Genomic DNA, 13,001 nt, shown 5'->3' on the forward strand with positions numbered 1-13,001 from the left:
ATGGCTAAGGCAAAGTTTGAACGTAATAAACCGCACGTTAACATCGGCACAATCGGCCACGTTGACCACGGCAAGACGACATTGACAGCGGCGATCACGAAGTATTTCGGTGATTTCCAGGCGTATGACCAGATTGACGGCGCGCCCGAAGAGAAGGCCCGCGGGATCACCATTTCGACAGCGCACGTTGAGTATGAGACTGAAACACGTCACTACGCGCACGTTGATTGCCCCGGCCACGCCGACTACGTCAAGAACATGATCACCGGTGCTGCCCAAATGGACGGCGCGATTCTGGTTGTGAACGCGGCTGACGGCCCGATGCCACAAACTCGCGAGCACATCCTGCTGGGTCGCCAGGTTGGCATCCCTTACATGGTTGTCTACATGAACAAAGTTGATCAGGTTGACGACGATGAGCTGCTCGAGCTGGTTGAAATGGAAATCCGCGAACTGCTGTCTTCTTACGAATACCCTGGCGACGACATTCCTGTGATCCCTGGTTCAGCGCTTGCTGCGATGGAAGGGCGTGACGTGGAAATCGGCGAGAACTCGATCAAGGCGCTGATGGCGGCTGTTGACGAATATATCCCGACACCTGCACGTGCGGTTGACCTGCCGTTCCTGCTGCCGGTCGAGGATGTGTTCTCGATCTCTGGGCGTGGTACAGTTGTGACCGGCCGTATTGAGCGTGGCGTTGTGAACGTTGGCGACGAACTGTCGATCGTTGGTATCCGTGCGACACAAAAAACCACCTGTACCGGTGTTGAAATGTTCCGCAAGCTGCTTGACCGCGGTGAGGCAGGCGACAACGTTGGTGTTCTGCTGCGCGGTATCGACCGTGACGGCGTTGAGCGTGGTCAGGTTCTGTGTAAGCCCGGTTCAGTGAACCCGCACACAAAGTTCGAAGCAGAAGCCTATATTCTGACCAAAGAAGAAGGCGGTCGTCACACACCATTCTTCGCGAACTACCGTCCACAGTTCTACTTCCGGACCACTGACGTGACCGGCACAGTTGTTCTGCCCGAAGGCACCGAAATGGTAATGCCGGGCGACAACCTGAAGTTCAACGTCGAGCTGATCGCACCGATCGCGATGGAAGACGGCCTGCGCTTTGCGATCCGCGAAGGCGGCCGCACAGTCGGCGCCGGCGTGGTTTCTAAAATCGTAGAATAAGCCGTAGGATGGGTGCTCGCACCCATCGCACGACAAATAAAGGCCGCTCCATTCGGGGCGGCCTTTTGCACAGTAATCACTCCATGCGCCCAATTTGATTGCGAAATCTTATGTGTCATTTATCTTGCTTTAGCAGAGAGAGTTTTAGCTGCTGTGTCAGCCTCAACTTTGAACGGTACTTGTCGTGAATATTGATGTCGTTATTCCATGGGTGGACGGGGCTGATGAACGGCATAGACGGGCGCGTCTAAAGCATATTGATGTGGGGGCTAACGGTGGTGGTAATGACTTTTATGTTCAGGAACGATCCGCCGAGATACGCTGGAAACAACATGGAGAAATTCAGTTTTGTTTGCGCACAATTGAGGCATTTGCACCTTGGGTGAACAAGATATTTCTCGTGACCGACAACCAAAGACCGGAACTCACCGGGTTTTCACGTCAATTCCTGAGTAAAATTAACATCATCGACCACACCGAAATTTTTAGCGAGAATTTGGAGGTTCTTCCAACCTTCAACTCGGCGACTATCGGCTCCGCCTTTTGGAAAATTCAGGGCCTTTCGGACTATTTTCTTATTTTCAATGACGATCTCTTTTTTACGCAGCCTGTCTTGCCAACAGATTTTTATGACGACGGCAAACCAATGGTACGTGGAAGGTATTTGCGACTGATTACGAACGTAGATTCTGACGTCGCGTGGAATCATCATCAAATTAACAGCGTAAGGATGGCTGGGGTTACTGGCAGGAAGTACTTTGCATTGGCTCATGTCTGCCAGCCTATGAGACGGGATTTGCTTTCGGACTTTTTTTCAAAAAATCCAGAATTGTATCTCGACAATATCGCGCACCGTTTCCGCCATAAGTCTCAGTTCAACTTGTCATCATTGGGCTCTCAGCTTGCGATTGCGCTTGGCGAAGCCAAATTGGTGCATGCTGGCCCGGAGCAAGACTGGCACACGCTTTCGGCGGTGCATGCGCAAACGAAGCGACCGCTCTTTGTTAAGCGAAGCCTAAAGAAATTCCATTCACCGGAAGTCAAAATGGGCTGTGTGAACGATATTGCTTCCTGCAGCCAGAAGGTACCGGATGCGTGGCGCATACTTGAAGACATACTGGACGATTCGCATTCAAGTTGAAGCGCGTGTTCTGAAGCGGGTGAGAAACGCTTAGTTTGCGATAATATGTGAAGTTTCTGACTACCTCTTTACACATCCTCCGCGACCCCCTATAGAACCCAAGTCCAATCAAGGGTGCGCTTTGCCGCGCCCTTTTTAACTTGGATATAAGACGCGAAGAAGGGTTGCGGTGGTCGCCGCTCTTCCTCTCCGATCTAGGCCCTAAATCTAGGGGTGATGAAAATGGCAGCAAGCCAGAACATCCGTATTCGCCTAAAGGCGTTTGATTTCCGGGTGCTTGATGCAAGCACAGCAGAAATCGTTAGCACAGCAAAGCGCACTGGCGCCTCTGTGCGTGGTCCGATCCCACTTCCAAACAAGATCGAAAAATTCACCGTTCTGCGTGGTCCACACGTTGACAAGAAATCCCGCGATCAGTTCGAGATCCGTACGCACAAGCGTCTTCTCGACATCGTTGACCCAACACCACAGACAGTGGACGCGCTGATGAAGCTCGACCTGGCTGCGGGCGTTGACGTCCAGATTTCCGTGTAAGGAGTAGACAATATGCTCCGTTCCGGAATTATCGCAAAAAAAGTCGGCATGACCCGTCTTTTCATGGAAGACGGCAAGCAGATCCCTGTTACCGTTCTTTCGCTCGAAAACCTGCAAGTTGTTGCGCAGCGCACTGTTGACAGCAACGGTTACACAGCTGTTCAGCTGGGTGCGGGTGCCGCGAAAGCAAAACGCACATCCCAAGCGATGCGCGGCCACTTTGCAGCGGCAAAAGTAGAACCAAAGCGCAAAGTCGCTGAGTTCCGCGTGTCCGAAGACAACCTGATCGCTGTTGGTGAAGAAATCACTGCAGACCACTACCTTGAAGGCCAGTACGTTGACGTATGCGGGACTTCGATCGGTAAGGGTTTTGCCGGTGCGATGAAGCGCCACAACTTTGGCGGTTTGCGCGCGACACACGGTGTTTCCGTGTCTCACCGTTCGCACGGTTCAACCGGTCAGTGTCAAGATCCGGGCAAGGTTTTCAAAGGCAAGAAAATGGCCGGTCACATGGGTTCTGCCCGCGTGACGACACAAAACCTGCAGGTCATCAAGACAGACGCCGACCGTGGTATCATTATGGTCAAAGGCGCTGTTCCCGGCTCCAAAGGTGGTTGGGTGACTGTTAAGGATGCGGTTAAGAAAGCTGCGCCCGAAGGTCTTGCTTACCCTGCGGCCCTGCGGTCTGCTGCGAAAGCTGCTGATCAAACCGATGCTCCAGTTGAGGGAGGCGAAAACAATGAAGGCTGATGCAATCAAATTGGACGGCAAAGCTGCTGGTTCCGTCGAACTGAACGACGAAATCTTTGGTCTCGAGCCGCGCAAGGACATCTTGCACCGCGTTGTGCGCTGGCAGCGCAACAAGGCGATGGCAGGTACGCACGACACGCTTGGTCGTTCGGAAGTGTCCTATTCGACCAAAAAGATCTATCGCCAAAAAGGCACCGGTGGCGCACGTCACGGTTCCCGTGGCGCGCCGATCTTCCGGTCGGGTGGTATCTACAAGGGTCCAACCCCGCGTAGCCACGCACACGAGCTGACAAAGAAGTTCCGCAAGCTGGGTCTGAAGCACGCGCTGTCCGCGAAAGTGGCCGCAGGCGAGCTGGTCATCATCGAAGACATCAACATCAAGGACGCGAAAACCTCTGCATTGGCCAAACAGGTTGGTGCGCTGGGTTGGAAACGTGCGTTGATCATTGATGGTGCCGAAGTCAGCGCCGACTTCGCACGCGCAGCGGCAAACATTTCAACCCTGAACGTTCTCCCTTCACAGGGTGCCAACGTTTACGACATCCTGAAGTCAGACACGCTTGTCCTGACCAAAGCAGGTGTCGCAGCACTGGAGGCACGTTTGTCATGAACGCCAAAGCAGAACACTACGATGTGATCCGCAAGCCGATCATCACTGAAAAAGCGACAATGGCGTCAGAAGCCAATGCCGTGGTTTTCGAAGTGGCGATCGACAGCAACAAACCCCAGATCAAACAGGCCGTTGAAGCCCTGTTCGGTGTAAAGGTCAAAGCGGTCAACACGACGATCACCAAGGGTAAAGTGAAACGCTTCCGCGGTTCACTCGGCACCCGTAAGGACGTCAAAAAAGCATATGTTACCCTCGAAGAAGGTAACACAATTGACGTATCAACCGGCCTGTAAGCTGTTTGAAGTGAATTGAGAGAGGCCCTCGCGATAGCGGGGGCCTTTTTTGTTGTCTTGTCACTTTGGCGCGGGCTTTCTAGGCTGGTGAGATGATCACCGATGCAAATGATTTCTTTGTCAAAGGCTGCGGGCGCTGCGCCCGCTTTGACACGCCCGATTGCGCGGCCATGATCTGGGCAGAGGGGTTGGCGCAGCTGCGCGCGATCTGCCTTGATGCAGGGCTGTCAGAGGTCGTGAAATGGGGCCACCCTTGCTATATGCATGCGGGCCGCAACATCGCGCTGATCGGTGCGTTTCGGGGTGATTTCCGGTTTACCCTTATGAATGCGGGCCTGCTTAAAGATCCCGAAAGGGTGCTGGAAAAGAACGGCCCCAACACCGCCACGGCCAGCGTGATCTACCTGCGGTCGCTGGCTGATGTGACGCGCCTGCGCCCCGTGATCGCCGCCTATATCAGCGAACTGAAATCCTATGCCGAAGCCGGGGTCAAACCACCCAAAGTGACCCGCGAATACGAAATGCCTGAAGAACTGATTGCCGCGCTAGACGATGACCCCGAACTGTCCGAGGCCTTCCACGCGCTCACCCCCGGTCGCCAGAAAAGCTATGTGATCAACCTCAACAGCGCCAAACAATCCGCCACAAGGATAAACAGGATTGCGAAGTTTCGGGATAAGATACTGGAAGGAAAAGGCGCGCTGGAGCGGTGAGGGGCATCTGAAAAATGCAATGAGGCTGCTGATGCCCATGGAGAGGGGAATACAGTCGACATCTCGACTGGCCTGTAAACCCGTCAGATAGAATTGAAGAAGACCTCCGCAGAAATGCGGGGGCCTTGTTGCACGTAAGGATTGCATCAAGGGTGATGCCGTGCCACTTTGGAAGAAGGTTACTTTCGCATTTTTTGGGGGCAAGGTATTGAGTGAACTTACAATTCGTTCTCTTATTGAGCGCGTAGCATCTGGAGATATCCGCATCCCGGCGTTTCAGCGCGATTTTGTGTGGGACGCTGATCAGATTGCCTTCTTGATAGACAGCATTTACAAGAACTTCCCAATAGGGACAATCGTATTTTGGCAAACTGACCAGCGCCTAAACACGGAAAAAAAGCTGGGTGCATTTGAACTGCCAGAGCCCAAAAGGGACTATCCTGTTAACTATGTGCTCGATGGACAGCAGCGCCTAACTAGTATTTTTAGCGTATTTCAAACTGAATTGACACCTTCTGACACCGAATGGGTTGATATATACTTCGACCTCGAGGCAATAAATAATCCGCAAGACACCTCCTTTTTTGCGCTTGAAAGCAGTGAGGTTGATCACGCCCGCCATTTCCCTATTAAGTCATTTTTCGATACTGTTGCTTACAGAAGGGCTACGGCGAGTCTAACAGAAGACAAAGCCGAACTGATTGACGGTGTGCAAGCGAAGTTCAAAGAGTACCGCGTGCAAAATCAAACATTTGAAACGCAGGACCGCAACGAGGTCGCGATCGTCTTTGAGCGCATTAACCGGGCAGGTACAGAGCTTGATTTATTCGAGCTATTGGCTGCGTGGAGTTGGTCGGACGACTTCGACTTAATAGATAAATTCAGAGAATTGCAGGATAAGATAGCTGATCACGGGTTCGAAGATCTGACTGAGGAGCGAGATCTCCAATTAAGGACATGTGCTGCTGTGATCACAGGCGAAACGTCGCCCAATAAGATTCTTGACCTACAAGGTGAGGACATTCGATCCCGCTTTGTTGAAATTGAGGCTGGAATTCTTGGAGCCATAGATTTTTTGAAACGTGAGTTGGGTGTCGTCCACTTCAAGATGTTACCCTTTCCGGGGATTCTTGTGCCGCTTAGCACATTTTTCGCGACTAAACGAAAGGATGGAATTAATTATTCTGATTTGCAGCGACAGATGCTGGTTAAATGGTTCTGGCGATCAGTATTTACGCGGAGGTTTTCCGCTGATGTTAGCGAACGGCAGGCAAGCGATATCCGTGAAATGAAGCGCCTCCTGGACAACGAAAACCACAAGTTTAGATTTCCAAGTTTTGAAGTTAAGTTTGACTTTAGAAAAACCCGTTTCTCCATAGGTACCGCGAACTCAAAGGCACTGGTCTTGATGCTTGCAAACAACAATCCGCATTCATTCTTGAGTGGCGCGAAAGTTGATGCCGCTAAAGTGCTCAAGAAAGGTAGCCGGCATGAATTCCATCACATCTTCCCGCGTAAATATCTAGAAACGCTGGGTATTGAACCAAAGGACATTAATTCGTTGGCGAATATCTGTTTTCTTACTAGAAGTGACAACAATGCTATTAAGGCCAAGTCCCCCGAAGTATACTTTGAAGATATGGCCGAAAGCACTCGGAATGAGTATTTGAAGCAAGCGCTTTGTGATTACGGTGACCGCAATGCTTCGTATGAGGACTTTGCGAACTATCGGTCTGAGCGGTTGCATAGCTTGGCGATACGCTTGGCCGACGCAGAGTAAACATATTTAACTGAGACTAAGAGTAAGCCGGGGCTGAGGGAAAACCATCTGCCCCACTTGCCCTTCCTCCCATCCCCCGCTATATGCCACCCATCGCTCAGCCTCGGATTCGTCCGGGGCTGCGCTTTTATTACTCGGGCACCTACGGGGGCCTATAACATCGGGGTCTGGCAACAGGCCCTCCTAAGCAAACGGAAGAAGCTAACATGGCACTTAAGTCGTATAAGCCGACGACGCCAGGCCAACGTGGGTTGGTGCTGATCGACCGTTCGGAGCTTTGGAAAGGACGCCCAGTTAAGGCCCTCACAGAAGGTCTTACGAAATCGGGTGGCCGGAACAACACCGGACGAATCACAATGCGTCGCATTGGTGGGGGCGCAAAGCGTCTTTACCGTATCGTTGATTTCAAACGTAACAAGCTGGACATGTCCGCTGTTGTTGCACGTATTGAATATGACCCGAACCGGACCGCGTTTATCGCGTTGATCCAGTACGAAGACGGTACACAAAACTACATCCTTGCCCCACAGCGTCTGGCTATTGGTGACAAGGTGATCGCATCTGCCAAGGCCGATATTAAGCCAGGTAACGCGATGCCATTCTCTGGCATGCCGATCGGTACGATCGTCCACAACATCGAAATGAAAGCTGGCAAGGGCGGTCAAATCGCACGTGCTGCTGGTACATACGCACAGTTCGTCGGTCGTGACGGTGGCTATGCGCAGATCCGCCTGTCTTCTGGCGAATTGCGTCTGGTCCGTCAGGAATGCATGGCAACTGTTGGCGCTGTATCCAACGCTGACCATTCGAACCAGAACTTCGGTAAAGCCGGCCGTATGCGCCACAAAGGCATCCGTCCTTCGGTTCGTGGTGTTGCGATGAACCCGATCGACCACCCGCACGGTGGTGGTGAAGGCCGGACATCCGGTGGTCGTACGCCAGTGACACCTTGGGGTAAAGACACCAAGGGCAAGCGTACCCGTAACAAAAACAAAGCGTCGCAGCGGCTTATCGTCCGTTCGCGTCACGCCAAGAAGAAGGGTCGGTAATTATGGCTCGTTCCGTCTGGAAAGGCCCGTTTGTCGACGCCTATGTCTTGAAAAAGGCAGAAGCATCGCGCGAAAGCGGCCGCAACGAAGTGATCAAAATCTGGTCACGCCGTTCAACTATCCTGCCTCAGTTTGTTGGCCTCACTTTTGGTGTGTACAACGGCAAGAAGCACATCCCTGTTAACGTCTCTGAAGACATGATTGGTCAAAAGTTCGGTGAATATTCACCAACACGCACCTATTACGGTCACGCAGCTGACAAAAAAGCGAAGCGGAAATAAGCCATGAGCAAGGATAACAATCCCCGCCGCGTGGCCGACAACGAAGCACGTGCAAAACTGCGCATGCTCCGCACTTCGCCACAAAAACTGAACCTTGTTGCTGCACTGATCCGTGGCAAGAAAGTCGAGCAGGCGCTGACTGACCTGACTTTCTCGAAAAAGCGGATTTCGGATGACGTGAAGAAATGTCTTCAGTCTGCCATCGCGAATGCTGAAAACAACCACAACCTTGATGTTGATGAACTGGTTGTTGCAGAAGCATATTGCGGCAAGAACCTGATCATGAAGCGCGGTCGCCCGCGGGCCCGTGGTCGTTTTGGCAAGATCATCAAGCCATTCTCGGAAATCACAATTGTGGTTCGCCAAGTTGAGGAGCAATCATAATGGGTAACAAAGTAAACCCTATCGGTATGCGTCTTCAGGTCAACCGCACCTGGGATAGCCGCTGGTATGCTGACACCAAAGACTATGGTGATCTGCTGCTGGAAGACCTGAAGATCAAAGCATTCGTCAAGAAAGAATGCGTGCAGTCCGGCATCAGCCGCGTGATCATTGAACGTCCGCACAAAAAGTGCCGCGTCACAATCCACGCAGCCCGCCCGGGTGTGATCATCGGCAAAAAAGGTGCAGACATTGAAGGTCTGCGTCAGAAGCTTGCCAAACTGACCGCGTCCGAACTGCACCTGAACATCGTCGAAGTCCGCAAGCCGGAACTGGACGCTGCGCTTGTGGGTGAATCCATCGGTCAACAGCTGGAACGTCGTGTATCTTTCCGCCGTGCAATGAAACGTTCTGTTCAGAACGCGATGCGCATGGGTGCTTTGGGTATCCGCGTGAACCTTGCTGGCCGTCTTGGCGGTGCTGAAATTGCCCGTACAGAATGGTACCGTGAAGGTCGCGTGCCGCTGCATACGCTGCGCGCCGACATTGACTATGCGCATTACGAGGCGATGACACCCTATGGGATCATCGGCATCAAGGTGTTCATCTATAAAGGTGACATCATGGAGCACGACCCGTCAGCGCACGATCGTAAACACGCCGAGCTGCAAGAGGGCGCTGTCCCTCGCGGCCCACGTCGCTAAGGAGCTAGATAGATGCTACAACCAAAGCGTACAAAACACCGGAAACTGCACAAAGGCCGTATCCGTGGTGAAGCAAAAGGCGGGTCAGACCTGAACTTTGGTACATATGGCCTGAAAGCCATCGAACCAGAGCGGATCACTGCCCGTCAGATCGAAGCCGCACGTCGTGCCATGACGCGTCACATGAAGCGTCAAGGCCGTGTCTGGATCCGTATCTTCCCGGATCTGCCCGTAACATCGAAACCAATCGAAGTTCGGATGGGTAAAGGTAAGGGTTCTATCGATTTTTGGGCATGCAAGGTTAAACCTGGCCGCGTGATGTTCGAAATTGATGGCGTCGACGAAGTTATCGCCCGCGAGGCCCTGCGCCTTGCAGCGATGAAGCTTCCTATCAAAACACGCACAGTCGTGCGCGAAGACTGGTAATTTTCGCTTAGCGAAATTCACTGTCTAGAAATATGAAAGCCCCCGCTGAGTAATCTGCGGGGGCTTTTTGTATTTCGGGATATGAAATTCCCGCTGCTAGAACCGCACAACGCTGGTCGGCGTGATCCGGTAGACTTCGGCGGCCAGATCGTTGTTTTCCATAAACCGCGCGATTGATCCGAATGTCGCGGTGGCGACGTTCGGGCCGTGGTCGGCGGTGGTCAGGGCTTGGGATGCGACAGTCGCAAAGGCGCGTTGCAACCCGTTGACCGCGATCGGTTGCGGCACGAAATATGCGGCAGTGTTGGCTTTGATCTGGTTCAGATCATCGGTGTCATAAAGCGCAGCCATCAGCACATTCAGCGTATGTTCGGTGCAGTTTTGGAACCGGTTGGTATTGGGGTTCGAAAGCGCGGAATAGACCGGATTGTGCAGCGCTGAATAGGTCGGGCTGCCGATCACATCCAGCAGTTTGGTCTGCAGGCGCGGGTCAGGGATAATGATGCCAGCGTCGAACACATGTGCGCCGGCAAAGAAATCTGCGGGGCTGTCTTGGACCAGATCGCTGCGCACGGGGTTATCGGCCTGTTGGTACAGGTTATAGACGCGGTAGCCCTGTCCGGTGCTGCCGTCTGCAAGGGTAATCCGCGAATAGACCCAAATGCCGACATGGGTATAGGTCACATCATCGGGTAGCTGTGCAGGGTCGCGCCCGACACGGGCAACAATAGCGACACGCGCACCACGCGCGGCAAGGTCCTGTTGCACGCGGTTTGCAAAGCTGGCGACTTGATCCGCGGGCAGAATAGCAACGCCATTGGCGCTGCTTCCGGCCTGTGCTTGCATTGGCGCGGTGAGCGTGGTGGCAAGCAGGCATGCTGAAATGAAACGTTTCATGATGATCATCCGCCTATTTCAACACAGGCGGGCCATCGGGCGCCGGTAGTGGGATGATATAGGTGCCATCGGGGCCATAGGCGGCATCAGCCAGCCCTGCGCCGGAAACTGTAAGCACGGTGCCCGCAGCCGTAAGCGGGGCCGCGCTGACCAGTGCCGCGCCGGTTCCAACGGCGGCGACGCTGTGCCCCAGTGCGTTGCCGCTATGATCAACGGCTTGCGCGGAATGCTGTGCGCTGGGTGTGGCGCATGCGGCGGATAGTGCAAAGACGCCAAGGATAATTGACTTGGGTAGAAAGCGTTTCACGAGAGTCTCCAATTCATGATCAATGTTCATGAATTGGATAGAGCGCAAAAACCATCTCGTCAACAAAAAAATGAACGGCGTTCACGAATTTTGGCGATTAGCCCCAGCTATAATTAAAGCTGACAGAAATACGTTCGTCTTCTTCGGCCATGTTCATCGGCACCTCGTGGCGCAGCCAGCTTTCCCACAGCAGCACATCACCCACGGCGGGTTTGATATAGATGAACGGGCGCAATTCTTCGCGCGCGCCTTTGGTGCGGGTGGGGGCGGCCATCATCATAGGCAGGCGCGGGTCCTCGAGCTTGAGCGCGCTGGCACCTTCGGGCATGGCGACATAGGTTGTCCCCGAAATCACCGAATGCGGGTGGATGTGGCTGGTGTGAATGCCACCCGGCGGCAGGATGTTGATCCAGATATCTTCAAGTTTGAGTTCCTTATCCCCAAGATCGAATTCCAGATCCTTGGCAAAGGCGGCAACATGCGCATCCAGCACTTTGACCAGATCGGCAAAAATCGGAAACCGCCATGGCAGATCCGTCAGCGATGCATAGGACGTATAGCCAGGATAGCCGTGTTCGTCGCACCAGCTCTGGCCGGCCTCGTCATCATCGGCGATCACAAGACAGGAATTTTCCAGCTCGACGGGGTCAATAGCCCCATGTGCGGACAGGCTGGCGTGATAAAGGCGGGTCGCAAACAGCGATTTGATATTGGACATGCGCGCAGCATACTTCAGCCGCAAATCAAGCGCGAGCAAAATTGCACCGCCATTCTGACGCGGCGTTAACAAAGATGGATCACAGGAAAACCATATTTAGCGGCTAAACGCGGGGCAGAAGTGGAGATTCTTATGAACAGATTACTACCAGTATTGGTGACAGCGGCGGCCGGTTTGGCTGGCAGCTCTGCCTATGCGCAAAGCATTGCGTGCGGCGAAACATATACCATCCAACGCGGCGACTACCTGTCGACCATCGCGCAGCGCGCCTATGGCGATCTGGGTAGCTTTAACCTGATCTACAGTGCCAACGTTGATGTGATCGGGCCAAATCCGGGCGCAATCAAGGTCGGTGACGAACTGGTGATCCCTTGTCTTGATGGTGATCTGGGTGAATCGCAATCGAATGCGTCCATTATCCGCGATGTTGAAACCACCGAACAGCTGCCTGGTCCGTCGGGTGATCGCCCGATCCGCGTGTTGACCGCGACAGGCTGGGCGCCGTTTATGGACGAAGATCAGGAACAAGGCGGCCTGCTGACCGAGATTATCAACCTTGCGCTGGAAAATGCGGATGGCAAGCCGGCCTATCAGATCGACTTTATCAATGATGATGGGGCGCATTTGCAGCCGCTGATCACCGACCACGCCTATGACATCAGCATCGGCTGGAGCCAGCCAAACTGTGAAATCATGGACAAGCTGGAAGATGAATCCAAATTCCGCTGCAACAACCTGCTGTTCTCTGATGCGATGTACGAAGAAGTGCTTGGTTACTATAGCCCTGCTTCCGACGCGCCGATGACCGACCATCAGGAACTGGTCGGCAAACGCATTTGCCGCGCAGAAGCCTATACACTGGCCCCATTGGAAGAGGTCGAACTGGTCGAGCCGACAATCACCATTGTACGCGCGCCAACTTCGGCGGACTGCATGAACTTCCTGCTGGAAGGTAAAGCCGATGTCGCGCTTGTGGCCATCGACGTAGCAACCGGCCGGATCAGCGAACTGGGCGCGGGCGACCAGATCCAGATCCATGATCCGCTGACCTATGTTGACGTGCTGCACGCTGTTATCGCGCAGACACACCCGCGTGCCGAAGAAATTCTGGCCGAGGTCAACAGTGGTCTGGCCAATATCAAAGCGTCAGGCCTGTGGTTTGAAACCGTGCGCCGTCACATGACAGCCTTCCGCGCGCTTAGCCAATAATCCGCGCGACACCATGCAAGAAGCCCCCGCTT

Annotated in this window: 17 protein-coding genes; 14 read left to right on the forward strand and 3 right to left on the reverse strand. The window is 53.5% G+C overall.

The genetic code is table 11. The annotated features are described in order from the left end of the window. The 13 genes from tuf to rplP all read left to right on the forward strand — a co-directional run. Window positions 1-1,176: elongation factor Tu (gene tuf / locus BM320_RS00005; protein ID WP_090194797.1), on the forward strand; the 1,176-nt coding region annotated here is incomplete at its 5' end. A 184-nt stretch (window positions 1,177-1,360) separates the two neighbouring features. Continuing rightward, complete coding sequence (locus BM320_RS00010; protein ID WP_090194800.1) at window positions 1,361-2,317, forward strand: stealth family protein; 957 nt, start codon at window positions 1,361-1,363, stop codon at window positions 2,315-2,317. Between the two features lie 222 nt (window positions 2,318-2,539). Continuing rightward, the gene (rpsJ, locus tag BM320_RS00015; RefSeq protein ID WP_090194803.1) at window positions 2,540-2,851 is read left to right on the forward strand and encodes a 30S ribosomal protein S10; all 312 of its coding nucleotides are present in this window, start codon (window positions 2,540-2,542) and stop codon (window positions 2,849-2,851) included. A 12-nt stretch (window positions 2,852-2,863) separates the two neighbouring features. Further along, window positions 2,864-3,601 (forward strand): 50S ribosomal protein L3, encoded by a 738-nt coding sequence (gene rplC / locus BM320_RS00020; protein WP_090194806.1) that lies wholly within the window; start codon window positions 2,864-2,866, stop codon window positions 3,599-3,601. Then, window positions 3,591-4,211, forward strand: coding sequence for a 50S ribosomal protein L4 (rplD, locus tag BM320_RS00025; protein WP_090194808.1), 621 nt, complete (start codon window positions 3,591-3,593; stop codon window positions 4,209-4,211). The genes rplC and rplD overlap by 11 nt, the downstream gene beginning before the upstream one ends. Continuing rightward, window positions 4,208-4,504 carry a 50S ribosomal protein L23 gene (locus tag BM320_RS00030; protein WP_090194811.1) on the forward strand — a complete coding sequence of 99 codons (297 nt, stop codon included), beginning with the start codon at window positions 4,208-4,210 and terminating at the stop codon, window positions 4,502-4,504. The genes rplD and BM320_RS00030 overlap by 4 nt, the downstream gene beginning before the upstream one ends. A gap of 92 nt (window positions 4,505-4,596) precedes the next feature. Beyond that, window positions 4,597-5,217: a YdeI/OmpD-associated family protein gene (locus BM320_RS00035; protein WP_090194813.1), complete on the forward strand. Its 621-nt coding sequence runs from the start codon at window positions 4,597-4,599 to the stop codon at window positions 5,215-5,217. A gap of 160 nt (window positions 5,218-5,377) precedes the next feature. Beyond that, the gene (locus tag BM320_RS00040; RefSeq protein WP_165614959.1) at window positions 5,378-6,997 is read left to right on the forward strand and encodes a DUF262 domain-containing protein; all 1,620 of its coding nucleotides are present in this window, start codon (window positions 5,378-5,380) and stop codon (window positions 6,995-6,997) included. 206 nt (window positions 6,998-7,203) lie between these two features. Next, window positions 7,204-8,046 carry a 50S ribosomal protein L2 gene (rplB, locus tag BM320_RS00045; protein ID WP_090194818.1) on the forward strand — a complete coding sequence of 281 codons (843 nt, stop codon included), beginning with the start codon at window positions 7,204-7,206 and terminating at the stop codon, window positions 8,044-8,046. Window positions 8,047-8,048: 2 nt separating this feature from the next. Further along, the gene (gene rpsS, locus BM320_RS00050) at window positions 8,049-8,327 is read left to right on the forward strand and encodes a 30S ribosomal protein S19 (protein ID WP_008236480.1); all 279 of its coding nucleotides are present in this window, start codon (window positions 8,049-8,051) and stop codon (window positions 8,325-8,327) included. 3 nt (window positions 8,328-8,330) lie between these two features. Further along, on the forward strand, window positions 8,331-8,711 hold the full coding sequence (gene rplV, locus BM320_RS00055) for a 50S ribosomal protein L22 (RefSeq protein WP_090194821.1): 381 nt from the start codon (window positions 8,331-8,333) through the stop codon (window positions 8,709-8,711). Further along, window positions 8,711-9,412: a 30S ribosomal protein S3 gene (gene rpsC, locus BM320_RS00060; protein ID WP_090194824.1), complete on the forward strand. Its 702-nt coding sequence runs from the start codon at window positions 8,711-8,713 to the stop codon at window positions 9,410-9,412. The genes rplV and rpsC overlap by 1 nt, the downstream gene beginning before the upstream one ends. Before the next feature lie 12 nt (window positions 9,413-9,424). Continuing rightward, complete coding sequence (gene rplP / locus BM320_RS00065; protein ID WP_090194826.1) at window positions 9,425-9,838, forward strand: 50S ribosomal protein L16; 414 nt, start codon at window positions 9,425-9,427, stop codon at window positions 9,836-9,838. Between the two features lie 96 nt (window positions 9,839-9,934). Here the strand turns inward: rplP and BM320_RS00070 are convergent, their stop codons facing one another. The 3 genes from BM320_RS00070 to BM320_RS00080 form a co-directional block, all read right to left on the reverse strand. Beyond that, window positions 9,935-10,735, reverse strand: a complete 801-nt coding sequence (locus BM320_RS00070; RefSeq protein WP_090200173.1) for a DUF2145 domain-containing protein — start codon at window positions 10,733-10,735, stop codon at window positions 9,935-9,937. A 13-nt stretch (window positions 10,736-10,748) separates the two neighbouring features. Next, entirely contained in the window at window positions 10,749-11,042 is a 294-nt protein-coding gene (locus BM320_RS00075) for a hypothetical protein (protein ID WP_131802210.1), read from the reverse strand. Between the two features lie 97 nt (window positions 11,043-11,139). Next, a complete protein-coding gene (locus BM320_RS00080; protein ID WP_090200175.1) occupies window positions 11,140-11,760 on the reverse strand; it encodes a TIGR02466 family protein in 621 nt (206 codons plus the stop codon). A 132-nt stretch (window positions 11,761-11,892) separates the two neighbouring features. On the opposite strand from BM320_RS00080, the gene BM320_RS00085 reads away from it, so the two are divergent. Next, the gene (locus BM320_RS00085; protein WP_090200177.1) at window positions 11,893-12,969 is read left to right on the forward strand and encodes a LysM peptidoglycan-binding domain-containing protein; all 1,077 of its coding nucleotides are present in this window, start codon (window positions 11,893-11,895) and stop codon (window positions 12,967-12,969) included. The last annotated feature ends 32 nt before the right edge of the window (window positions 12,970-13,001 follow it).

This window comes from Yoonia tamlensis, from assembly GCF_900115105.1.
In the GTDB taxonomy this organism is placed as follows: Bacteria; Pseudomonadota; Alphaproteobacteria; order Rhodobacterales; family Rhodobacteraceae; genus Yoonia; species Yoonia tamlensis.